The sequence below is a fragment of the Kitasatospora sp. NPDC005748 genome (assembly GCF_040630735.1).
Lineage (GTDB): Bacteria > Actinomycetota > Actinomycetes > Streptomycetales > Streptomycetaceae > Kitasatospora.
The window spans coordinates 25,812-50,550 of the sequence record NZ_JBEXYD010000022.1 but is presented as its reverse complement, the minus strand read 5'-3'; the positions used below and the strand labels follow the sequence as shown (position 1 = coordinate 50,550).

Genomic DNA, 24,739 nt, shown 5'->3' with positions numbered 1-24,739 from the left:
CCGACGACCATGACGCCTTCGAAGCGAGACCGCGCCGCCGCCCTGCCCGCGGACCTGCGGGAAGCGCTGCGCCGCAGGCTGGCCGGACAGGCCGGACAGGCCGGCGGCGAGGGGCCCGGCGCCGGGCGGACCGTCCCGCGCGCCGACCGCGGCCGCCCGCTGCCCCTCTCCTTCGTCCAGCAGCGCCTGTGGTTCCTGGACCGGCTGCGGCCCGGCGACCACCGCTACAACAGCGCCCTCGCCGTGCGCTTCACCGGGCCGCTGGAGCGCGAGGCGCTGGCCCGGGCGCTGGCCGCCGTGGTGGCACGCCACGAGGGACTGCGGACCACCTTCGAGGAGACCGACGGCCACCTGGCGCAGACCGTGCGGCCGGCCGAGCCGGTGCCGCTGCCGGTTCGCGAGCCGACCCCGACGGAAACCCTCGACGCGATCCTGCTGGCGGAGTACTCCCGCCCGTTCGACCTGCGCCAGGGCCCACCGCTGCGGGCGCTGCTGGTGCGCGAGTCGGATGCCGCGCACGTCCTGCTGCTGACCGCGCACCACATCGTCACCGACGGCTGGTCCATGGGCGTGGTCCTGGACGAGCTGTGCACCGCCTACGCCGCCCTGGTCCGGGGCGCGGCCCCCCAGCTGCCCCCGGTGGCCACGCAGTACCCCGACTTCGCGGTGTGGCAGCGCGAGCAGCTCTCCGGCACCCGACTCGAGAAGCACCTCGCCTACTGGAAGGGGCAGCTGGCCGGCGCGGTGGCCCCCGAGCTGCCGCTGGACCGGCCCCGGCGCGGCGAGGAGGCCGGCGCGGGCGCGATCCACACCTTCCCCGTCTCCGCGCGGCTGACGGCCCGGCTGCGCGACCTGGTGACCGAGCAGCACAGCACGCTCTACACCGCCCTGGTCGCCGCCACCCAGGCGCTGCTGGCCCGCTGGTCCGGCCAGGACGACATCACCGTGGGCTCCCTGACCTCCGGGCGCTCCCGCACCGACCTGGAACGGGCCGTCGGCTGCTTCGTCAACACGGTGGTGCTGCGCACCCCGGTGGAGCGGTCCTGGTCCTTCCGCGACCTGCTGTCGGCCGCCACCACCACCGTCAACGACTCCTTCGTGCACGGTGACACGCCCTTCGAGCGACTGGTGGAGACGGTCGGCGCCCCCCGCGAGGCGGGCCGCAACCCGCTCTTCGACGTGATGGTCCTGCTGCACCCCGCCCCGCCCGCGCCCGCCGCCGCGCACGGGCTGGACGTCTCCCTGGTCGACGTGCCCCGGCAGGCGGCCACCTTCGACCTCAGCGTGGAGTTCGTCCCGGACGGGGAGGGGCTGACCGGCCTGCTGGAGTACCGCAGCGACCTGTTCGACGAGTCCACCGCGCGGCGGATGGCCGACCAGCTGCTGCGGCTCCTGGAGGGTGTCGCCGCCGAACCGGACCGGCCGCTGGGCACCCTGCCGCTGCTCTCCGCCGAGGAGGTCCGCCGGGTGACGCGGGAGTGGAACGGCACCCGGCTGCCCGTCGACGACGCCTGCTACCCCGAACTCCTGGAGCGCCGGGCCGCCCTGACCCCGGCGGCCCTCGCCCTGATCGCCGGGGGCGAGCGGCTGGACTACGCGACGCTCAACCGCCGGGCCAACCGGCTCGCGCACCACCTGATATCCCTCGGAGCGGGCCCCGAACGGCTGGTCGCGCTGACGCTGCCGCGCACCGCCGACATGATCGTGGCGATCCTCGCCGTCTGGAAGGCCGGCGCCGGCTACCTGCCGATCGACCCCGCCCTGCCCGCGGAGCGCGTGCGTTACCTGCTGGAGGACGCCCGGCCGGCGTTGGTCCTGGACGAGGACGCGTTGCGGGCCGCCCCGGCCACCGGCCGGGACACCGACCCCGTCGACGCCGACCGGATCGCCCCGCTGCGCCCGGCGAACACCGCCTACGTCATCTACACCTCGGGCTCCACCGGCCGCCCCAAGGGCGTCGTGGTGGCGCACCGCGCGGTGACGCACCTGCTGGCCGCCCACCGGGCGGGCTTCGTCGCCGAGGCGGGCGGCGGCCCGCTGCGGGTGGCGCTCACCGCCTCGTTCTCCTTCGACACCTCCTTGGAGGGCGTGCTGCTGATGGCCGACGGCCACCCGCTGCACGTGGTCGACGAGGTGACCCGGATGGATCCGGCCGCGCTGGTCGAGTACGTGGTCCAGCACCGCGTCGACTTCCTCGACGTGACCCCCTCCTACCTCGGTCAGCTGCTGCCCGCCGGGCTGCTCACCGATCCGCGGCACCGCCCTCGGGTGCTGATGCTCGGCGGCGAGGCGGTCGGCGCCGCCCTCTGGCGCGAGCTGGCCGCGCACCCCGGGGTGGCCGCCTACAACTTCTACGGCCCGACGGAGTGCACGGTCGACGCACTGGCCTGCCGGATCGCGGACGGCGACCGGGCGCTGGTGGGCCGCCCGCTGCCGAACGTGCGGGCGTACGTGCTGGACGACCGGCGCCGGCCGGTGCCGCCCGGCGTCGGCGGCGAGCTGTACCTGGCGGGCGAGCAGCTCGCCCGCGGCTACGCCGACCGTCCCGGGCTGACCGCGGCGCGGTTCACGGCCGACCCGTTCGGGCCGCCCGGCGCCCGGATGTACCGCACCGGAGACCTGGCCCGCTGGACCGCCGACGGGCGCCTGGACTACCTCGGGCGGGCCGACGACCAGGTCAAGGTGCGCGGCCACCGCGTCGAACCGGGCGAGGTCGAGGCGGCGCTGCTGGAGCTGCCCGCCGTCGGCGCGGCCGCGGTGGTGGCCGCGCCCGACGCACACGGCCGCGCCCGGCTGGCGGCCTATCTGGTGCCCGCCACCGGATACGCCGTGCCGCCCGCCGCCGACCTGCGGGCGGCGCTGCGGCAGGTGCTGCCCGACCACCTGGTGCCGTCCTCCTTCACCGCGCTCGACGCGCTGCCGCTCACCACCAGCGGCAAGCTCGACCGCCGGGCCCTGCCCGCCCCCGACCTCGAAGTGGACCGGCAGCAGAAGGAGTTCGTCGCCCCGCGGACCCCGGACGAGGAGGTGCTGGCCGGCATCTGGGCCGAGGTGCTCGGCGTCGCCAGGGTGGGCGTCACGGACAACTTCTTCGAGCTGGGCGGCGATTCGATCCTCAGCATCCAGGCCGTCTCCCGGGCCCGAGCCGCAGGCCTGCGGCTCGGTTCGAGCGACGTCTTCCGCCACCAGAGCGTCGCCGACCTCGCCGCCGCGGCGGCCCGCCGCCGGCTCGCCCCGGCGGCGACGGCGCGGCGACCGCGGGACGACGGACCCGCGCCGCTGACCCCGGTGCAGGAGTGGTTCTTCGCCACCCACGGCCCGCTGCGCCACTTCAGCATGTCGATGCTGCTCGACCTGCCGTGCGACCTGGACGAGCGGGCGCTGGAGCTGGCGCTCGAAGCGGTGGCGGCCGCGCACCCGGCGCTGCGCACCCGGTTCACCCGCACCGGCGACGGCTGGCACCAGAGCCCCGGAGCCGGTCCGGTCGGCGCGTTGCTGACCTGCCACGACCCGGCGGCCCTCGCCGCCGACGCCGAGGCCGAGGACGCCGCCCGGCGCCGCGCGGCCGACGCGGCCCGCGCGGCCCTCGACCCGGCCGGCGGCGCGCTGCTGCGCGCGGCCCTGCTGCGGGCCGCCGACGGCGCCCGGCCCCAGCTGTTCGTGACGGCCCACCACCTGGCCGTGGACAGCGTCTCCTGGCGGGTGCTGCTGGCCGACCTCGCCCTGGCCTACCGGCAGGCGGCCGCCGGCGAGCCGGTTCGGCTGGACCCCGAGCAGACCCCGTTCACCGACTGGGCGCACCACGTCGCCGAGCGCGTTCGGGCCGGGGACCTCGACGGTGACCTGCCGTACTGGCTGGACGAGGTCTCGGCCGCGCCGGCCCCGCTGCCCGTCGACCTTCCCGGCAGCCCGCTGGCCGGCTCGGTCCGCACCGTTCGGACCAGGGTGGACCGGGCCACCACCGAGGCGCTGCTGCGCCAGGTCCCCGCGGTCTACCGCACCCAGGTCAACGACGTGCTGCTCAGCGCGCTGGGCCGGGTGCTCGCCGACTGGACGGGCGCCGGGCGGGTGGCCGTCGCCCTGGAGGGGCACGGCCGCGAGGAACTCGGCGGGCCGGCCGGCCACGAGCCCGACCTCTCCCGCACGGTCGGCTGGTTCACCACCCAGTACCCCGTCACCCTCACCCCGGTCGGAACGGCCGGCGCCCCGGACTGGGCCGCCACTCTGAAGGCGGTCAAGGAGCGGCTGCGGGCCGTCCCCCGGCGGGGCCTGAGCTACGAGGCGCTGGCCCGCCTCGGCTCGCCCGACCCGGCCGCGGCCGCCCTGCGGGCGGTGCCGCTGCCCCAGGTGTCCTTCAACTACCACGGCCAGTGGGCGGCCGCCGAGGGCGGCGACTTCGCCCCGGCCGGCGAGGCTCCCGGCCGGGACATCGCCCCCGACGCGCCGCTGGACCACCTGCTCGACATCTCCGCCGTGGTGGCCGACGGCGAGCTGGAGATCACCTGGCACTACAGCGACCAGGTGCACAAGGCTGCCACCGTCCAGCACCTGGCGGCCGCGCTGACCGCCGCGCTGACCGCCGTCGCCGCGCACTGCGCCCGCCCCGGCGCCGGCGGCCGCACCCCGTCCGACTTCCCGTTCGCCCGGCTGGACCAGGCCGGCGTGGACCGGCTGGTCGGCGACGGCCGGGCGGTGGAGGACCTGCTGCCCCTCACCCCGCTCCAGGAGGGCATGCTCTTCCACCGCCTGGTCGGCGGCCCCGACGACGTGTACGTCGACCAGGCCGCGCTGCTCCTGGACGGCGTGAGCGACCCCGACACCTTCGCCGCCGCCTGGCAGCGGGTGGCCGACCGCACGCCCGCCCTGCGCACCTCGGTGGTGTGGGAGGGCGTCCCCGTCCCGCTCCAGGTCGTGCACCGCCGCGCCCGGATACCGGTCACCCAGCTTGACCTGCGCGCGGCGGGCCCGCAGGAGCGGGCCGAGCGGGTCGCCGCCGTGCGCGCGGAGGACCTCGCGCGGGGCGTGGACATCGCCGCGGCGCCGCTGATGCGGCTCACCCTGATCCGGCTGCCCGACGCGCGCCTGCACCTGCTCTGGACCTCCCACCACCTGATCCTGGACGGCTGGAGCCTGGCCCAGGTGCTCACCGACGTGTTCGAGGAGTACGCGGCGCTCAGCACCGGCGCCGAACCGCGACCGGCCGCACGCCGGCCCTTCGGCGACTACGTGCGCTGGCTGGCCGGGCAGGACGCCGAGGCCGCCAGGGCCCACTGGCGGGGCGTCCTGGAGGGGTTCGCCACCCCGACCCCGCTGCCCGTCGACCGGGTCCGGCGCGGGCTCCACCAGGCCCGGTCGGCGGGCGTGCACCCGGCCGGGCTGTCCGCGGAGGTGTCGCAGCGGCTGGCCCGGACCGCCCGGCAGGCCGGGCTGACCATGGGCACCGTGGTCCAGGGCGCCTGGGCGCTGCTGCTGTCGCGCTACAGCGCCGAGCGGGACGTGCTGTTCGGGACCACCGTCTCCGGACGCCCCGATGACCTGCCCGGTGTCGAGTCGATGATCGGGATGTTCATCAACACCCTGCCCACCCGGGTCCGGGTGGACGGCGGGCGCACCGCCGCGGCGTGGCTCCGGGACCTCCAGGAGGCGCAGGCCGAGGCCCGGCGCTTCGCCGCGGTCTCGCTGGCCGAGCTGACCGGCATGAGTGAGGTGCCCTCCGGCAGCCCGCTCTTCGACAGCATGGTCGCCTTCGAGAACTATCCCTTCGACGAGGCGCGCTCGGCGGGCTCCGGCGTGCGACTGGCCGACGTCTCCTCCCGGGACGCCACCAACTTCCCGCTGGTGCTGCGGGCCTACCAGGGCGAGCGGTTCGGTTTCGACCTCGCCTACGACCCGGAGCTGTTCGACGCCGGGACCGCGCACACCCTGGCCGACCGTCTCTGCCTGCTGCTCACCGAGCTGGCCGGCGGCCTGGACCGCCCGCTGCGCGCCCTGGCCTGGACCACCGCCGAGGAGCGGCGGCGGATGCTGGTCGACTGGAACGGCGCCGCGCAGGGCCGGCCGGACCGGACCCTGGTGGACCTCTTCGAGGCGCAGGCCGCCAGGACCCCGCACGCCGAAGCCGTGAGCTACGGCGACGAGCGCCTCGACTACGCCACGCTTGACGCGCGGGCCGACCGGCTCGCCCACCGACTGGCCGAACTCCACGCCTCGACCGAGCAGTTCGTGGCCCTCGCGCTGCCCCGCTCGACCGACCTGGTGGTGGCGGTCCTCGCCGTCCTCAAGACCGGCGCGGCCTACCTGCCGCTCGACCCGGCGCTGCCGCCCGAGCGCCTGGCCCAGCTGCTGCGCGACGTCCGGCCGGTGGCGCTGGTGACGCTCACCGGGGACGCCGCCGCGCCGGGGCCCACCGACGTGCCCGTGCTGGCGCTGGGCGACGCCGACGTGCGCGCCGACCTCGCCCGGCGCCCGGCCGGCAAGCTCGCCCCGCGCCGCCGCCCGCTGCCCGAGAGCCCGGCCTACGCCATCTTCACCTCGGGATCCACCGGGCGCCCGAAGGGAGTCGTGATCCCGCACGCCAACGTGGTGCGGCTCTTCGACCGCACCGCCGAGTGGTTCGGCTTCGGCGCCGAGGACGTCTGGACGCTCTTCCACTCCTACACCTTCGACTTCTCGGTGTGGGAGCTCTGGGGCCCGCTGCTGCACGGCGGCCGGCTCGTCGTGGTTCCCGAGGACACCGCCCGCTCCCCGGAGGACTTCCTGCGCCTGCTGGCCGACGAGCGGGTCACCGTCCTCAACCAGACCCCGTCCGCGTTCTACCCGTTGATCCGCGCCGACGCCGAGAACCCGGCCCTGGCGGACCGGTTGGCGCTGCGCACGGTGGTCTTCGGCGGCGAGGCGCTGGACGTGACGACGCTGGCCGACTGGTACGACCGCCACCCGGACGGCGCGCCGCGCCTGGTCAACATGTACGGCATCACCGAGACGACCGTGCACGTCACCCATGCCCCGCTGGACCGCGCCACGGCCCGCGCCGGCGGCCCCGGACCGATCGGCACCGGCATCCCCGACCTGCGGGTGTACGTGCTGGACGCCGACCTGGCGCCGGTCCCCCCCGGTGCGGTGGGCGAGTTGTTCGTCGCGGGGGAGGGCCTCGCCCGCGGCTACCTGAACCGCCCGGGCCTGACCGCCGCCCGCTTCGTCGCCGACCCGTTCGGGCGTCCCGGCTCCCGGATGTACCGCACCGGCGACCGGGCCCGCCGACGGGCCGACGCCACCCTGGAGTACCTGGGCCGCGCCGACCAGCAGGTGAAGATCCGCGGCTACCGGATCGAGCCCGGCGAGATCGAGGCCGCCCTGCACGCCCATCCGGGTGTGGGCGCCGCCGCCGTGGGCGTGTACGAGGACACCGCCGGCACCCGCCGCCTGGTGGCCCACGTGGTCGGCGGCGGTGAGCGCGCCGAAGCCCCGCCGTCCGCCGCCGAGCTGCGCGCGCACCTGGAGCGGCTGCTGCCCCCCTACATGGTGCCCGCCGCCTACGTCCCGATGGCGGCCCTGCCGCTCACCGTCAACGGCAAGCTCGACCGGCGGGCGCTGCCCGCGCCGGGCCCGGACGGTTTCGCGGCCGGCCACGACCGCACCGCCCCCCGCACCCGGGCCGAACGGCTGGTCGCCGAGGCCTGGGCCGACGTCCTGGACACCGACGAGGTCGGCGTGGACGACGACTTCTTCGCCCTCGGCGGCGACTCCATCCTCGCGATCCGGGTCACCTCCCGGCTGCGCGCGGCGTTCGGCACGGACGTCTCGCCCCGGCTGCTGTTCAGCCACGGCAGACTGGCCGACCTGGCCGCCGCCCTCGGCGAGCCGGCCGCCGGGGGGAGCCCGTCGGCCGACGCGATCCCCGCCGCCGACCCGGCCGTCGAGCCGCCGCTGTCCTACGCCCAGCAGCGGCTCTGGTTCCTCGACCGCTTCGAGCCGGACGGCACCGAGTACACCACCCTGTCCGTGCTGCGCCTGCGCGGAGCGCTCGACGAGAGCGCCCTGCGCGCCGCGCTGGACGCCCTGGTGGCCCGGCACGAGGCGCTGCGCACCACGTTCACCGAACAGGACGGGCGCGCCCGGCAGAGCGTGCGCCCGGCGCAGCCGGTCGAGCTGCCGGTGGACGACCTCCGCGGGCAGCCCCCGGCGCTCCTGGAGGCACTGCTGGAACGCGTCGCCGCCACCCCGTTCGACCTGGCCGCCGGGCCGTTGCTGCGGGCCCGGCTGGTGCGGACGGCCGAGGACGAGCACGTGCTCGTGCTGGCCGTGCACCACATCGCCACCGACGGCTGGTCGGTGGCCGTCCTCGGCCGCGACCTGGGCGAGCTGTACGCGGCCGCCCTCGAACGGCGCCGCCCCGAGCTGCCCGAGCTGCCCGTGCGGTACACCGACTACGCCGTCTGGCAGCGCGCCCGCACCGACCGCGCCGAGGCGGACCTCGCCCACTGGCGCCAGGCCCTGGACGGCCTGGAGCCGCTGGACCTGCCCACCGACCGTCCGCGCCCCGCCGTCCGCACCCGGGACGGCGCCCTGCTGACCTTCACCCTGCCCGCCGCGCTGACCGGACGGCTGCGCGAGCGCGGGCGGGAGGCCGACGCCACCCTCTACATGACCCTGCTGACGGCCTGCCAGGTGCTGCTCGCCCGCTGGGCCGGCCAGCAGGACGTCGCCGTGGGCACCGTCGCCTCGGGCCGGGAGCGGCCCGAACTCCACGACGTGGTGGGCATCTTCGTCAACACCCTGGTGCTGCGCGCCCAGGTGCGCCCGGAGCTGTCGTTCCACGAGCTGCTGGGCCGGTCGCGGGACACCGTCCTGGCGGCGTTCGCCCACCAGGAGGTGCCGTTCGAGCGGCTGGTGGACACCCTCCAGCCGGAGCGCGACACCAGCCGCACGCCGCTGTTCCAGGTGATGGTGGCCCTGCACAACCTGGGCACCGAGGCACCCCGTCTGCCGGGCCTGGAGGTGGCACCGCTGGCACCGCCGGTCCGCAGCGCCACCTTCGACCTCGCCTTCGACTTCGTCGAGCGCGACGGCGGCCTGACCGGCTACCTGGAGTACAGCACCGGCCTGTTCGACGAGGCCACCGCCGAGCGGCTGGCCGGCTGGCTGCGGACCCTGCTGGAGGCGGTGGCCGAGGACCCGGGCAGCGCCGTCGCCACCCTGCCGTTGATGACCGCCGACGAACGCCGCCGGGTGCTCCGGACGGGGCAGGGCGAGCCGATGGCAGTGCCGGACACCACCTTTCCCGCCCTGTTCGAGGCGCAGGCCGCCCGTACCCCGCACGCCACCGCCCTGGTGGCCAGGGACGCCACCCTCGACTACGCCGCCCTCAACGGGCGGGCCAACCGGCTCGCCCGCCACCTCGTCTCCCGTGGCGCCGGCCCGGAACAGGTGGTCGCGGTCCGGCTGCCGCGCACCTCGGACCTGCTGGTGGCCCTGCTCGCGGTGCTCAAGGCGGGTGCCACCCTCCTCTGCCTGGACCCCGAACTCCCCGAGGAACGGGCCGCCTTCCTGCTCGCCGACGCCCGTCCGCGGACGCTGCTGACGGAGCGGGAGCTGCACGAGGTGCCGTGGGACCGGCTGCCCGCCCACGACCTCACCGACGCCGACCGGCGCCATCCGCTGCTGCCGCGGCACACGGCCTACCTCATCTACACCTCCGGTTCCACCGGCCGACCCAAGGGCGTCGCCGTGGAGCACCGCCAGCTGGTCAACCTGTGCCAGGACCACCGCGCGGGGCTGTTCGCGCCGCACCTGACGGACGGGCGTCCACTGCGGATGGCGCTCAGCGCCTCGTTCTCCTTCGACACCAGCTGGGAGGGCCCGCTGCTGCTCACGTTCGGCCAGGAGGTGCACCTCATCGACGAGGACGTCCGGCTCGACCCGGAGGCCTTCTGCGCCCAGATCGCCGAACGCCGCTTGGACGTGGTCAACGTCACCCCCTCCTACCTGCGTGAACTCTCGGCCGCCGGGCTGTTCGCGGCGGGCCGCCACCACCCGGGCCTGCTGCTGGTCGGCGGCGAGGCGATCTCGCCCGCCGCCTGGCAGGAGCTGTGCGCGGCGCAGCACGACCTCGGCGTCACCGCCTACAACGTCTACGGGCCCACCGAGTGCACCGTCGACGCCCTCTACGGCCGGTGCGCGGACCGCCCCGAGCGCCCGGTCGTCGGCCGCCCCGGCCGCAACCTGCGGGCCTACGTGCTCGACGAGGTCCTGCGGCCGGTGCCGCCGGGCATGGCGGGGGAGCTGTACCTGGCCGGGGCGCAGGTGGCCCGCGGCTACCTGAACCGCCCGGGCCTGACCGCCGCCCGCTTCGTGGCCGACCCGTTCGGCGCGCCGGGGGAGCGCATGTACCGCACCGGCGACCGGGCCCGCTGGGACGCCCAGGGCCCGCTGGAGTTCCTCGGCCGGGCCGACGAGCAGGTCAAGATCCGGGGGTTCCGGATCGAGCCCGGCGAGGTGGAGGCCGCCCTGCTCGACCACCCGGACGTCGCCGAGGCGGTCGTCACCGCCCGCGAGCACGCCGGCCGGCTGATGCTCGTCGGCTACCTGGTCCCGGCCGGGGACCGGATCCCGCCCGCCGATGAACTGCGGGTCCGGCTGCGGCGGACGCTGCCCGACCACATGGTGCCCGCCGCCTTCGTCCCGCTGGAGCGGATCCCGCGCAACTCCAGCGGCAAGACCGACCGCCGCGCCCTGCCCGCGCCGCCCGCGCAGCCCGACAGCGGCAACGCGTTCGTGGCGCCGCGGCCCGGCACCGAGGAGCGGCTGGCCGCGATCTGGGCCGAGGTGCTGGGTGTGGCCCGGGTGGGCGCGCACGACAACTTCTTCGCGCTCGGCGGGGACTCCATCCTCAGCATCCAGATCGTCTCCCGGGCCCGGGCCGGCGGGCTCGCGCTGACCACCAAGGACGTCTTCCGGCACCAGAGCGTCGCCGAACTCGCACTGGTGGTCGGTGCGGCGGGCGCGCGCCCGGACACCGGGGGCGACCCCTCGCCCACCGAAGCGCCGCTCACCCCGATCCAGCACTGGTACCTCGACGGCCGCCGCCCCGGCGACCCGATGCGCTTCACGATGACCCAGCGGGTGGAACTGGCCCCCGGCGCGGACCCGTCGGCCCTGGACCAGGCAGCCGCGGCCCTGGTGCGCTGCCATGCGGCCCTGCGCACCCGGCTGCGCCACACCGGCACCGGCTGGCGCCAGGAGGTGCTCGCCGAGGCGCCCCGGAGCGTCTTCACCCGGTACGAGGCGGCCGGCCTCGACCCCGCGGCCCTGGAAGCGGCGGTGCAGGACACCACGGCCTCGGCCCAGGCCGAACTGGACCCGACCGAGGGCCGGATGGTCCGCGTGCTCTTCTTCGACCGCGGCGCCCGGGAGCCGGGCCAGCTCGTCGTCACCGTGCACCATCTGGCCGTGGACGGCGTCTCCTGGCGCATCCTGTTGGCCGACCTCGAAGCGGCCTACCAGGCGGTCGGTGCCGGCCGCGGCGCCGAACTGCCCCCGGCGGGCACCTCCTACGGCCACTGGGCGACCCGGCTGGAGCAGCACACCCGCTCCGGCGCGCTGGCCGCCGACGCCGCGTACTGGGCGCGGACCGCCACGGCCCCGGCCGACCTGCCCGCCGGCCGGCCCGGTCCCAACACCCACGGCGGCGCCGCCACCGTCACCGTGACGCTGGACGCGGAGACGACCGAGGCCCTGCTGCGCCAGGTCCCCGAGGTCTACCGCACCCAGGTCAACGACGTGCTGCTCAGCGCCCTGGGGCGCACCCTGGCGCGCTGGTGCGGTCGCGAGAGCGTGCTGGTGGGCGTGGAGGGGCACGGCCGGGAGGACCTCTTCGACGACCTCGACCTGTCCCGGACGGTGGGCTGGTTCACCGCCGAGTTCCCGCTCGCCCTGAGCGTCGACCCCGACGCCGGATGGCACGAGACGCTGCGCTCGGTCAAGGAGCAGCTGCGCGCCGTCCCGCTGCGCGGGCTGAGCCACGGTGCGCTGCGCCACCTGCTGCCGGGCGGTGCGCCGGCGGGTACGCCGGCTCCGCGGATCGGCTTCAACTACCACGGCCGGTGGGACGCCGAGAGCGCCGGCGCCGACGGCCTCTACCGCGCGTCGCTGCCCCCGGCCGGCCGCGACACCGACCCGGACGAAGCCCGCCCCTACCTCCTGGACGTCACGGGGGTGGTCCAGCACGGGCGCCTGGAACTGGGCTGGACCTACCCGGCGGCCGTCTACGACGAGGCCGAGGTCCGCGCACTGGCCGAGGAGATGCGCACCGCCCTGCGCGAGATCGCGGCGCACTGCGCCCGCCCCGGGGCCGGCGGCCGCACCCCCTCCGACTTCCCGCTCGCCGGCCTGACCCAGGACCAGCTGGACCGGCTCGTCGGCGACGGGCGCCAGGTCGCCGACGTGCTGCCGCTGACGCCGCTCCAGTCCGGGATGCTCTTCCACGGGCTGGTCGACACCGAGGGCGCCTACTTCGACCGGATCGTGGTGCGGCTGGCCGGCGTGGCCGACCCGCGCGTGTTCGCCGAGGCCTGGCAGCTGCTGGCCGACCGCACGCCCGCGCTGCGCACCGGCGTGCACTGGCGGGGCCTGCCGCATCCCGTTCAACTGGTGCTCCAGCGCGCCGAGGTGCCCGTCACCCTGCTGGACTGGCGGCAGCTGCCGGCGGACCGGCAGGAAGCGCAGACCGAGCGGCTGCTCGCCGCGGATCGCGCGGCGGGCATGGACCTCACCGCCGCGCCGCTCACCCGGCTCACGCTGGCCGCGCTCCCCGGTGACGAGGTGCTGCTGCTCTGGTCCACCCACCACCTGATCCTGGACGGCTGGAGCAGCGGGCAGTTGCTGACCGAGGTCTGCGACCAGTACGCCGCGCTGACCGGCGGCGCTGCGCGGGGGCCCCGCCCGTCGAGGCGTCCGTTCGCGGACTTCCTGCGCTGGCTGGCCGAGCAGGACGGGCAGGCGGCCGAGCACTACTGGGCCGACGCCCTGGCCGGCTTCACCGCGCGCAACCCGCTGCCGTATGACCGGGTGCCCGGCCAGGCGCACCGCGCCCGCTCCGCCGCCACCGTCCACCGCGAGCTGGACCAGGACCTCTCCCAGCGGCTGCGGGAGCGGGCGCGGTGCGCCGGACTGACCGTCAACACCGTGGTCGAGGGGGCCTGGGCACTGCTGCTGGCGCGCTACGGCGGCAGCGACGACGTGGTCTTCGGCACCACCGTCTCGGGCCGGCCGGCGGAGCTGCCCGGCGTCGAGTCGATGATCGGCATGTTCATCAACACCGTGCCGACCCGGGTCCGGATACCCGCCACCGGCGGCGTGCTGCCCTGGCTGCGCGAGCTCCAGGCGCGCCAGAGCGACGGGCGCCCCTTCGACCACCTGGCCCTGACCCGGATCCAGGCGCTGAGCGAGGTACCGGCCGGCGAGGCGCTCTTCGACAGCATGGTGGTGTTCGAGAACTACCCCGTCGACGAGTCCGTCGCGGCCAGGACCGGTGTGCGGGTGACGGAGGTACGGGCCGACGACGCCACCACCTTCCCGTGGTGCCTGCGTGCCTACCTGACCGAGCGGCTCGGCCTCGACCTGGCCTACGACCCCGCGCTGTTCGACCGGTCCACGGTGGAGCGCGCGGCCCGGCGCCTAACCGTGCTGCTCGCCGCCCTCGCCGACGGTCTGGACGGTGAGGTGGGCGAGCTGGAGCCGCTGACCGCGGCCGACCGGGAGCTGCTGGCGTCCTGGCAGAGCACCGCCCGCCCGGCGACGGCGCAGAGCCCGGTGGCGCTCTTCGCCGAGCAGGCCCGCCGCACACCCGAGGCGGTCGCGGTGCGGCACGGCGAGGACGACCTGACCTACCGCCGGCTCGACCGGTGGTCGGACCGGCTGGCCGCCCGGCTGCTGGCCGACGGCCTGGCCGTCGAGGGGCGGGTGGCGCTGGCGATGGACCGCTCGGTCGAGCTCGTCGTCGCCCAGCTCGCCGTCCTCAAGGCGGGCGGTGCCTACGTCCCGGTGGACGTCCGGGCGTCCGAGGAACGCCGCCGCGCGCTGCTCGCCCGGGCCGGCGCCACCGTCCGGCTCACCACCGACCAGGTCGCCGCCGTCCGTACCGAGGCGGCCGGGCAGCCCGTGCTGTCCGCGCCGCCGGCCGACCCCGACCGGCTGGCCTACGTGATGTTCACCTCCGGATCCACCGGCGAGCCCAAGGCGGTGGCGGTCCGGCACCGCGACGTGGCCTCGCTGGCCACCGACAGCCGCTTCACCGACGGCGGTTGCGAACAGGTGCTGCTGCACTCCCCGGTGGCCTTCGACGCGAGCACCTTCGAGGTCTGGGCACCGCTGCTCAACGGCGGCCGGGTGGTCGTCGCCCCCGACGGGCCGGTGGACGCGGCGCTGCTGCGGCGGCTGACGTCCGGCGGGCTGACGGCGCTGTGGCTCACCGCCGGGCTCTTCCGCCTGCTGGCCCAGGACGCGCCGGACTGCTTCACGGGTCTGCGCCGGCTGTGGACCGGCGGCGACGTGGTGCCCGCCGCCGCCGTGCGCCGGGTCCTCGCCGCCTGCCCCGGCCTGTGCGTGGTGGACGGCTACGGACCCACCGAGACCACCGTCTTCGCGACCTCCTTCGCCCTCGCCGACCCGGCGGCGGTGCCCGACACCGTGCCCGTCGGCCACCCCCTGGACGACAAGCGGGTGTACGTCCTCGACCGCCGCCTGCGGCCCGTGCCGCCCGGCTGCGCGGGCGAGCTGTTCGTCGCCGGTGAGGGCCTGGCGCGCGGCTACCTGGGCCGGCCCGGCGAGAGCGCGGCACGCTTCCTGGCCGACCCGTTCGGCGCGCCGGGGGAGCGGATGTACCGCACCGGCGACCTGGCCAGGCGGCGGCCGGACGGCGCCGTGGAGTTCCTGGGCCGCACCGACGACCAGGTGAAGATCCGCGGCTTCCGGGTCGAGCCCGGCGAGGTGGCGGCCGCGCTGGCCGCGCACCCGGGGGTCGCCGACACCGCCGTGGTCGTCCGCGAGGACCGCCCCGGCGCCCGACAGCTGGTGGCGTACGTCGTCGGCCCCGCGGGCGCCGACCTGGCGCAGCTGCGGGACTTCGCCGCCCGCCAGCTGCCCGACTACCTCGTGCCCACCGCCTTCGTCCCGCTCGCCGCCCTTCCGCTGAACCGCAACGGCAAGCTCGACCGCGCGGCACTTCCGGCGCCGGACGCCGACCGCGACGCCGGGCCCCGCGAGCGCCTCGCGCCGCGCACCGAGGCCGAACGCCGCACGGCGGAGGTCTTCGGGGAGGTGCTGGGCACAGCGCCGCCCGGTGTGGAAGACGGCTTCTTCGAGCTGGGCGGGGACTCCATCCTCAGCATCCGGCTCGCCGCCCGGCTGGCCGAGGCGTTCGGCACCGACCTGACGCCCCGCGCGGTCTTCCTCCACCCCACCCCGGCCGGACTGGCCCGGCTGCTCACGCAGGAGCGGCAACCCTGCGGCGCGGACCCCGCCGTCGTCCCGGTCGCCCGCGAAGCGGCGCCGCCGATGTCCTACGCCCAGCAACGCCTCTGGTTCCTGGAGGAGTTCGCGCCCGGCGGCACCGAGTACGTCACCGCGCTCGCGCTGCGCCTGCACGGCGCCCTGGACCTCGGCGCCCTCGGCGCGGCCCTGAACGCGCTGGTGGCCCGCCACGAGTCGCTGCGCACCACCTTCGACAGCGTCGACGGGCGTGGCGTCCAGCTCGTCCATCAGCCGCGGGAGGTGCCGCTCGCGCTCCACGACCTGTCCGAACTGCCTGAGCCGGAACGGCAGTCGGCGCTGCGCGGGCTGCTCGCCGACGAGCGGGGCCGACCCTTCGACCTGCGTCGGGGTCCGCTGCTGCGGGTCGCCCTGATCCGGCTGGCCGACGGCGACCACGTGCTGGCCATCACCCTGCACCACATCGTCACCGACGGCTGGTCGACCTCCGTCCTGCTCACCGACCTGGCCCACCTCTACCGCGCCGAACTGGGCTCCGGCGAAGACCAGTTGCCGCCCCTGCCGGTGCAGTACGCCGACTACGCGCACTGGCAGCGCACGGCCGGCGCCGCCGGCGCCGACGATCAGCTCGACTACTGGAGGAAGCAGCTGGCGGACGCCGAGCCGCTCCACCTGCCCACCGACCGGCCGCGCCCCGCGGTGCGCACCAGCAACGGAGCCACCGCCCGCCTGGAGGTGCCCGCCCCGACCGCCCGCCGGCTGGCCCGGGTCGGCCGGGAGCAGGGCGCCACCCTGTTCACCACGCTGGTCGCCGCCACCCAGGCCTACCTCGCCCGGCTCACCGGGGACGCGGACGTCGCGGTCGGCACCGTCACCTCCGGCCGCGACCGGGCCGAGACGCGGAACCTCGTCGGGTTCTTCGTCAACACCCTGGTCCTGCGCTCCCGGGTCGAGGCGGGGCAGCCCTTCACCGAGTTCCTCGGCGGCGTGCGGCACACGGTGCTGGACGCCTTCGCGCACCAGGAGGTGCCGTTCGAACGGGTGGTCGACGAGGTGCAGCCGGTCCGCGACACCAGCCGCAGTCCGCTCTTCCAGGTCATGGTCGTCCTGCAGAACACCCCGGCCGCCGACCTGGAACTTCCCGGCCTCGCCGTCACCGACGTCGAGACCGAGCTGGAACAGGCGCCGTTCGACCTCACCCTGGAGTTCGCCGAGACGGACTCCGGAGCGCTGCGCGCCCTGATCAGCTACAACACCGACCTGTTCGACGCGGTCACCGCCGAGCGCATCGCCGACCAGCTCGCCACCCTGCTCGCCGCCGTCGCCGAGAACCCCGGACGCCCCATCGGCGCCCTGCCGCTGGCCTCCGACGACGAGCTGAAGGCCCTGCTCGACCAGGCCCGGGGGACGTTCCGGCCGGTGCCCGAGGCGACCCTGCCCGAGCTGTTCGAACAGCAGGCGGCCCGCACTCCCCACGCGGTGGCGCTGCTGGACGGCGAACGCGAACTGACCTACGCGCAGCTGGACCGGGCGGCCAACCGGCTGTCCCACCGGCTGATCCGCCAGGGCGTGGGGCCGGAGCGGGTGGTGGCCCTGGCGCTGCCGCGCGCGGCCGAGACGGTGGTGGCGCAGCTCGCCGTGAGCAAGGCCGGCGGCGCCTTCCTCCCGGTCGACCCCGGCTACCCGGCCCAACGACGGGAGTTCATGGTGCGCGACGCGGGCGCCTTCCTGCTGCTCGACGACCCGGCCGAGGTGTGGACCGCCGACGGAGCGCCGACACCGCCCACCGACGCCGACCGCGCCACCGCGCTCAGCACCGGCCACCCCGCCTACGTCATCTACACCTCGGGATCGACCGGGACACCCAAGGGCGTGGTGGTCACCCACCGCGGACTGGCCGGCTTCGCCGCGGCCGCCGCCGAGCAGTACGCGGCCGGCCCCGGCGACCGGGTACTCCAGTTCGCCTCGCCCAGCTTCGACGCCTCGGTGCTGGAGCTGTGCGTCTCGCTGCTCAGCGGGGCCACCCTGGTCACCGGCGAAGAGGGCCCGCTGGTCGGCGAGCGGCTGGCCGAGGTGCTCGCCGACCGGCGGATCAGCCACACGCTGATCCCGCCGGCGGCCCTGGCCACCGTGGACCCGGCCGCGGCCGGCGCGCTGCCCGCCCTGCGCACCCTCATCGTCGGTGCCGAGGCCTGCCCGGCCGACCTGGTCGACACCTGGGCCCCCGGACGGCGGATGGTCAACTCGTACGGCCCCACCGAGGCCACCGTGGTCGCCAGCTGGACCGGCCCGCTGGCGGCGGGCGCGGGAACCCCACCGATCGGCCGCCCCGCCGGACCCACCAGCGTCTACCTGCTGGACGCCGCCCTACGGCCGGTCCCGCCCGGCGTGACCGGGGAGCTGTACGTCGCCGGGCCCGCCCTGGCCCGCGGCTACCTGAACCGCCCGGGCCTGACCGCCGCCCGCTTCGTGGCCGACCCCTTCGGCGCGCCGGGGGACCGGATGTACCGCACCGGAGACCTCGCGCGCCGCCACGGCGACGGAGAGCTGCGCTTCGTGGGTCGGATGGACGACCAGGTCAAGCTGCGCGGCTTCCGGATCGAGCCCGGCGAGGTGGAGAGTGCGCTGCGCCGTAGCGCCCTGGTGCGGGACGCGGTCGTCACCGTGCGTACCGGCGAAGCCGGGGACGGCCCGGGAGCCGGGCCCGCCCGGCTGGTCGCCTACCTCGTCCTCGCCGACAGCTGCGCCGGTCCCCTGGCGGACCAGGTGCCCGTCGCCGAGCTGCGCGCGCACCTGGCCGAGCTGCTGCCCCCGCACATGGTCCCCTCCCTCTTCGTGCCACTGGAGCGGCTGCCGCTCACCCCGAGCGGCAAGACCGACCGCCGGGCGCTGCCCGACCCCGGACCCGCCCAGGCCGCCGCCGGGCCACGGGTCGCTCCGCGCACCGACACCGAACGCCGGATCGCCCGGATCTGGTCCGACGTACTGGGCATCGAGGAGATCGGCGCCGACGACAACTTCTTCGTCCTCGGCGGCGACTCCATCCTGAGCATGCAGGTGGTTTCGCGGCTGCGCCGGGACGGCCTGCACCTGGCGACCCGGGACCTGTTCAGCCACCAGACCGTCGCACAGCTGGCCACCGTCGTGCGCGACGCCCCGCAGCGCGCCGGCGACGCACCGGTGACCGGCGAGGTGCCGCTCACGCCCATCCAGGAATGGTTCCTCGGCACCCCGCGCGCCGCCCACCACCACTTCAACCAGTCGACGCTCCTCGAACTCGGCGCAGCCCCCGACCCGCGGGCGCTGCGCACGGCCCTGCACGCCCTGCTGGAGCACCACGACGCGCTGCGCATGCGCTTCACCCGGGACGAGGCGGGCTGGCACCAGTTCAACCCGCCGCCGGCCCCCGCCGACGACGTTCTGGAGCACCACGACCTGACCGGGCAGACATCCGAACAGGCCGCCGCCGCCGTAGCACGGGCCGCCGACGACCTGCACGCCGGATTCGACCTGGCCCGCGGCCCGCTCCTGCGGGCGGCGCTGTTCACCGGTGACCCCGGCCAACCGGTCCTGCTGCTCCTGGTCGCCCACCACCTGGTCGTCGACGCCGTCTCCTGGCGCATCCTGGGTGACGACCTGGAGAGCGCCTACCGACAGGCCGAGCAGGGCGAACCGGTCACCCTCGGCGAACGCGGCACGTCCTTCCGGGACTGGGCGCTCGGACTCGCCGCCCACGTTGCCGCGGGCGCCCTGGACGACCAACTGCCCCACTGGGAACAGGCGGTGTCCGCCGGCCCCGCCCGGGCGGCCCGCCCCGCCGACGCCGACGCCGACGCCGGGGCGGGCGAGCGGGCGACGGTGAGCGTGGAACTGGACGAGGCGGACACCGCGGCTCTGCTGCGGGCCGCGCCGACGGCCTACCGCACCCGGGTCAACGACGTCCTGCTGGCCGCGCTCGCCCTGGCGCTGGCCCGCTGGACCGGAAGCGAACAGGTCCGGCTGGACCTGGAGGGACACGGCCGCGAGGACGTGCTCGACGGCGTCGACCTCTCCCGGACGGTCGGCTGGTTCACCACCGTCTACCCGGTCGCCTTCCAGGTGCCCGCACCCGGCGAGTTCGGACCCGACCGCGACTGGCGGTCCCTGGTGAAGTCGGTGCGCCGCCAGCTGCGCGCGGTGCCGGGCAACGGGCTCGGCTTCGGCGCGCTGCGCACCTTCGGCCCGCCCGAGGTCCGCGAGCGGCTCGCCGCGGGCACCCGGGGCGAGGTGGTCTTCAACTACCTCGGCCAGTGGGACTCCCGCCCGGAGAACGCCGGCCGCGGCCTGGTGCGCGTCGAGCGCGGCTCGTTCGGGCAGGACCACGACCCCCGCGACGGCGGCTCCCACCCGCTGGAGGTGGTGGGCGCGGTCCAGGACGGCCGCCTCGCCTTCACCTGGCACCACCGCCCCGCCGTCCACGACACGGCCAGTGTGCGCGGGGTCGCCGAGGAGTTCGGCGAGGCGCTGCGCCACATCGCCCGGCACGCCCGAGGAAGCCGATGACCGCGCCGTACCCGCCGGCGGGCCGCGGCCCCCCGCGCGCCCGCCCGACCATCACCGCCGACCGCACCCCAGCTACCACCGAGGAACGTGACATGGACGAGAACACCCGCTACCAGGTGCTGCGCAACGACGAGGAGCAGTACTCGCTCTGGCCGGCCGACATCGAGGTACCCGCGGGCTGGCAGAGCGTCGGCAAGGAGGGCACCGAGGCCGAGTGCATGGCCTACGTCGACGAGGTCTGGACCGACATGCGCCCGCGCAGCCTGCGCGAGCGCATGGCCGCCAGCGAGTCCTGACCCGCCGCCCGACCGGGGGCGCCGGCCGCACAACGCCGGCCCGGCGCCCCGCCCCCTCTTGCCCCCCGCTCCCTGCCAGCGCCACGGCGCCCACCCCGATCGGAGCCCGCCATGACCCCCGCCCTGCGCACCGAGCGCCTCGACTTCATCCCCTACCGGCCCGAGGACGAGGACGCCTTCGTCGCACTGCTGCGCATCGAGGAGGTGTGCCACTGGATGGGCCAGGAACGCGCCCCCGAGTCGGAGCTGCGCGTGCTGTTCCGCGCGATCCAGACGGACGTGTACCCCAAGGACCTGTTCGACGTGTGGGGCCTGTGGCACGACGGGAGATACGCGGGCCACGCGGAGCTGAAGAAGACCGGAAACGTCGACGGCCACGAACTGATCACCGCCCTCGCCCCCGAGTTCTGGGGCCGGGGACTGGGCAGCGAGGCCGTCCGCGGCCTGCTGCGCCACGCCGCGGACCACCTCGGACTCAAGGAGGCCTACGGGATGGTGGGCGCGGAGAACACCGCGAGTCTGGAGATGTGCCGCCGTCTGGGTTTCCGGCACCTGCGCGACGTCGTCGGCGAGGACGGCTCGGTGACGAAGCTCCTGGCCGTCTCCACGGAGGAACCGACGTGACGCCACCGGTCACCCGGGACGCCGTCCACGACCACGCCGGCGTAGGCGCATCGGTCGGAGACCGGCACGGCGGCTGCCCAGCCGAGCACCTGGCCGGTGGCATCGAGGGCGACCAGGCGGTGTTCGGTGAGCCGGGAGGCGTCGAACGCCTCCCAGCTGGGGGCGGTGGTCTCGAAGGTGGCGTCGCCGCCGTCGATCCCGTGCTGGTAGATCGTCAGCACCTGATCAGCGTGCTCGGGCAGCATCGCCGTGATGGTCACGGCGGCGTTCATGCTGCGGCCTCGATGCCGAGCTCGGCGAGCAGGCCGCGGATGCGCTGCTCGATCTGATCGCGGATCGGGCGCACGGCGTCGACGCCCTGGCCTGCCGGGTCATCCAGCTTCCAGTCCAGGTACCGCGTGCCGGGGAAGTACGGGCAGGCGTCGCCGCAGCCCATGGTGATCACCACGTCGGAGGCCTGCACCGCTTCGGCGGTCAGCACCTTCGGCACTTCGGCGGAGATGTCGATGCCGACCTCCGCCAGCGCCTCGACCACGGCCGGGTTCACCGTGTCGGCAGGGGCGGATCCGGCGGAGCGGACCTCGACGCGCCGGCCGCCGAGGCGGGTGAGGAACGCGGCGGCCATCTGCGAGCGGCCGGCGTTGTGGACGCAGACGAACAGCACGGACGGGACGGCAGGAGAGCTCACGGGTTCTTCCTTCGGGCGACGGTGGGGCGGGGTTCAGCGGCCGGCGGCGGCCGGGTGGTGCACGTCGTACGGGACCACGACGTCCTCTGCGGCAGCCGCGACGGGGCGGCCGAACAGCACGGCGGCCAAGGCGACGCCGACCACCAGGCCGACGAGCTGGGCGGCGACGAACGGCAGCACCGAGGGCGGGGCGATCCCGGCGAAGGTCTCGGTGAACGCCCGGCCGACCGTGACGGCCGGGTTGGCGAACGACGTGCTGGAGGTGAACCAGTACGCGGCGCCGACGTAGGAGGCGACCGCGACCGGGGCGAAGGGCGCCCGGCCGGCCCGGGCCAGACCGAAGACCAGCAGGATGAGGCCGGCGGTCGCCACGACCTCGCCCAGCCACAGATGCGGGGCCCAGCGGTCGTGGGTGGACCAGCGCACCAGCGGCTGCGCGAACATCGCGTCCGCCAGCACCGCCCCGCAGATCGCCCCGGCGATCTGCGCGGGCAGGTAGGCGGCGACCTCGCGCAGGCCCGGGCCCTCCCCGTCGCGGCGTCCGGTCCACCAGGCGGCCAGGGTGACAGCAGGGTTGAAGTGGGCCCCGGAGACGGGGCCGAGCAGGGCGATCAGCACGCCGAGACCGAACACGGTGGCCAGCGAGTTGGCCAGCAGCCGCACGCCCACGTCCTGGGACAGCTGGGTGGCCTGGACGCCGGAGCCGACCACGACCGCGACCAGGGCGCCGGTGCCGACGAACTCGACCGCGGCCCGGCGCCCGAGCGGAGCCACCTCGGTCATCTCGCGCCTCCTGCCGTCTGGGCGGCCGCGCCTGCCGGAGTCCGGAGCAGGGCGGACAGCTTGGCCAGCGCGGCGGGCAGCACCCAGTAGTAGACCCAGGTCCCACGCCGCTCGGAGCCGACCAGCCCGGCCTCACGCAGCACCTTCAGGTGGTGGGAGATGGTGGGCTGGGAGACGTCGAAGGGGCCGGTCAGGTCGCAGACGCAGGCCTCTCCGCCCTCGTGCGAGGCGATCAGGGACAGCAGCCGTAGCCGCACCGGGTCCGACAGGGCCTTGAACATCTTCGCCAGGTCCATGGCGGCTTCCTCACCCAGGGGCTCGCGGACCATCGGCGAGCAGCACGCCGCCGCGTCGTCCTGGCCGAGCACCGGCAGTTCCAGATTCGACATACGTCTATGTTGACAGCCATCTATCCGGAGAGGCAAGCTCACTGTATCGACAGACGTCGAAACAAGACCTCGGATCGGGGAACCGCCATGTCCCGTGTTCAGCTCGCCCTGCGCGTCGCCGACCTCGAAGGCTCCATCGCCTTCTACTCCAGGCTCTTCGGCACCGAGCCGGCCAAGCGCCGCCCCGGCTACGCGAACTTCGCCATCACCGAGCCCCCGCTCAAGCTCGTCCTCATCGAGGGCGAGGCCGGCGAGGACACCCGCCTGGACCACCTCGGGGTCGAGGTCGAGTCCACCGAGCAGGTGGCCGCGGCGACCAGCCGGCTCAAGGACGCGGGCCTGGCCACCTTCGAGGAGAACGACACCTCCTGCTGCTACGCGCTCCAGGACAAGACGTGGGTGCACGGCCCCGGCAAGGAGCCGTGGGAGGTCTACGTCGTGAAGGCCGACGCGGACACCCTTGGCAAGAGCGCCGACAGTGCGCCGGAGGCTTGCTGCGGCACCACCGCCTGCGGCACCCCCGTCGAACAGGCCGTCGACCCCACCCAGAGCCCGGCCGAGGCGAAGACCGCCGCAGGCTGCGCGTGCGGCGGCTGACCGGCCCCGCCCCAGCTGTTCGGTGATTGATCTGCTGCGGTCATTGCGTCCGCCGACCAGGGGTCGGCGGACCCGCCGACATGCTCGCCAACCTTCCCCAGATCCTTGGACAGTGCGCAGGCCGCCTGCGGGCGGGGGCGGCCCACCGGCGTTCACTTCGACCGGACCCACGCCACCCGCGCACTGGCGGGCTCCGACATCGCCTGCCCCCCGATCGGCCGAGCCGTCATCGACCGCTACCTCGCCTACTTCACCGGAATCAGGACGCCTGCCCCGCCCTCGCCGACCGCCGGCCACGCGTGAAGCTTCCACCGCGAACCGCTGACCGAACAGGGCGGGTCGCCATCGGTCCTGATTGGCGTGAGCTCGGGTATGCATGTGTCGCGTAGGAGCTCGCGGCTCTCGCTCCTGCCTCGGCTGGACCTCCGGACCCTCGCGGGCCTGTAACGGCCGGAGTGGCGACGGGAGACGTCAGCCGCATCGGGAGGGGCCCGATGCCCAGGGCCATGCGGGGTTTTGCGGTGATCTGGTGTCCGGGTTCGGGGTGGAATTGCCACCGGCTGGTGAGGTGGGCGAGGACGAGGCCGTTGCCGACGAACGCGCGGGCCTTCTCCCAGGCGAGGCCGCTCTTCGAGGAAGCTCCTGGGGATCCTCGCGATCTTCTCCACCTGATGAGTGCCGGATGGACTCTCAGCCCCGCCGCCGACCTCGCCGCCATCCCAGGATCCCGCCTCGCCGTCCGCGCCGACGCCGCCGCGCCCGCAGGCCTGCGCGGCGGCACCGACCAGCGCCCGCGAGCGGCCGCAGCGGGCCTGCGGAGACCGTCGGAGTTTCTTCCGCTCCGAGAGCTAATAACTCCGCCAGGCCCCCCGACAAGGCCGAATGCCCTCGTGACGCACGCCCGCCATCGCTCGGACACCGGCCGCAACGGGACGCAACACCGCCGCAACTCCGCTGACCAGCAGGCAGAACGGCGATTGACAGCAGGCCTCGGCGTTCAGCACGATGAGCGCCGAGCCCACTCGCAGCACGCCGGAAGGAGGGCCGATGACCGACGTACTCCGGGTCCCGTGCCCTGCCTGTCCCCGCCCCTGCCGTGGCCACGGCCGCAGCCGCTGTTGTCGCTGAACGCCCGCTCCCGCCCGGGGCCGTGCTGAGCCCGTACCGCTGATCCGGTAGAGCCCGGCGCCCGCCCCCAGGCAAGGCGCCCACCGACCGTGCGCCCGTCGGACAGCCGTCCGCCACGGCCGCACACCCGGCGCCGCCCGCACTCCCTGTACGGCACCGCACGGCACCGCGCTGCACCTGCGTGCGCCGCGCCGCCCTGTGCCGTC

At 75.5% G+C, this 24,739-nt stretch carries 8 protein-coding genes and 1 pseudogene; 5 read left to right on the top strand and 4 right to left on the bottom strand.

The features are described 5' to 3' along the window. Positions 1-9: 9 nt before the first annotated feature. From ABZ495_RS18230 to ABZ495_RS18220, 3 genes are all read left to right on the top strand, one after another. Positions 10-20,028 carry a non-ribosomal peptide synthase/polyketide synthase gene (locus tag ABZ495_RS18230; protein ID WP_359836809.1) on the top strand — a complete coding sequence of 6,673 codons (20,019 nt, stop codon included), beginning with the start codon at positions 10-12 and terminating at the stop codon, positions 20,026-20,028. A 92-nt stretch (positions 20,029-20,120) separates the two neighbouring features. Continuing rightward, complete coding sequence (locus ABZ495_RS18225) at positions 20,121-20,324, top strand: MbtH family protein (RefSeq protein WP_359836807.1); 204 nt, start codon at positions 20,121-20,123, stop codon at positions 20,322-20,324. Between the two features lie 111 nt (positions 20,325-20,435). Continuing rightward, the gene (locus ABZ495_RS18220; protein ID WP_359836805.1) at positions 20,436-20,948 is read left to right on the top strand and encodes a GNAT family N-acetyltransferase; all 513 of its coding nucleotides are present in this window, start codon (positions 20,436-20,438) and stop codon (positions 20,946-20,948) included. A 29-nt stretch (positions 20,949-20,977) separates the two neighbouring features. On the opposite strand, the pseudogene ABZ495_RS18215 reads toward ABZ495_RS18220, so the two are convergent. The 4 genes and pseudogenes from ABZ495_RS18215 to ABZ495_RS18200 form a co-directional block, all read right to left on the bottom strand. Next, a pseudogene (locus tag ABZ495_RS18215) lies at positions 20,978-21,220 on the bottom strand (N-acetyltransferase); the annotation flags it as partial. Next, on the bottom strand, positions 21,217-21,636 hold the full coding sequence (locus tag ABZ495_RS18210) for an arsenate reductase ArsC (RefSeq protein ID WP_359836804.1): 420 nt from the start codon (positions 21,634-21,636) through the stop codon (positions 21,217-21,219). The pseudogene ABZ495_RS18215 and the gene ABZ495_RS18210, both read right to left, overlap by 4 nt. Positions 21,637-21,669: 33 nt before the next feature. Beyond that, the gene (locus tag ABZ495_RS18205; RefSeq protein ID WP_359836801.1) at positions 21,670-22,419 is read right to left on the bottom strand and encodes an MIP/aquaporin family protein; all 750 of its coding nucleotides are present in this window, start codon (positions 22,417-22,419) and stop codon (positions 21,670-21,672) included. Next, positions 22,416-22,808 (bottom strand): metalloregulator ArsR/SmtB family transcription factor, encoded by a 393-nt coding sequence (locus ABZ495_RS18200; protein WP_359836799.1) that lies wholly within the window; start codon positions 22,806-22,808, stop codon positions 22,416-22,418. The genes ABZ495_RS18205 and ABZ495_RS18200 overlap by 4 nt, the downstream gene beginning before the upstream one ends. Positions 22,809-22,895: 87 nt before the next feature. On the opposite strand from ABZ495_RS18200, the gene ABZ495_RS18195 reads away from it, so the two are divergent. Both ABZ495_RS18195 and ABZ495_RS18190 read left to right on the top strand, forming a co-directional pair. Then, on the top strand, positions 22,896-23,405 hold the full coding sequence (locus ABZ495_RS18195) for an ArsI/CadI family heavy metal resistance metalloenzyme (protein WP_359836797.1): 510 nt from the start codon (positions 22,896-22,898) through the stop codon (positions 23,403-23,405). Between the two features lie 105 nt (positions 23,406-23,510). After that, the gene (locus ABZ495_RS18190) at positions 23,511-23,708 is read left to right on the top strand and encodes a hypothetical protein (protein ID WP_359836795.1); all 198 of its coding nucleotides are present in this window, start codon (positions 23,511-23,513) and stop codon (positions 23,706-23,708) included. Positions 23,709-24,739: the final 1,031 nt, after the last annotated feature.

Excerpts from the sequence above, each read along its gene's own strand:
- ABZ495_RS18230 (WP_359836809.1), top strand. The coding sequence starts at position 10 with ATGACGCCTTCGAAGCGAGACCGCGCCGCCGCCCTGCCCGCGGACCTG.
- ABZ495_RS18205 (WP_359836801.1), bottom strand. The coding sequence starts at position 22,419 with ATGACCGAGGTGGCTCCGCTCGGGCGCCGGGCCGCGGTCGAGTTCGTC.
- ABZ495_RS18195 (WP_359836797.1), top strand. The coding sequence starts at position 22,896 with ATGTCCCGTGTTCAGCTCGCCCTGCGCGTCGCCGACCTCGAAGGCTCC.
- ABZ495_RS18220 (WP_359836805.1), top strand. The coding sequence starts at position 20,436 with ATGACCCCCGCCCTGCGCACCGAGCGCCTCGACTTCATCCCCTACCGG.
- ABZ495_RS18200 (WP_359836799.1), bottom strand. The coding sequence starts at position 22,808 with ATGTCGAATCTGGAACTGCCGGTGCTCGGCCAGGACGACGCGGCGGCG.
- ABZ495_RS18225 (WP_359836807.1), top strand. The coding sequence starts at position 20,121 with ATGGACGAGAACACCCGCTACCAGGTGCTGCGCAACGACGAGGAGCAG.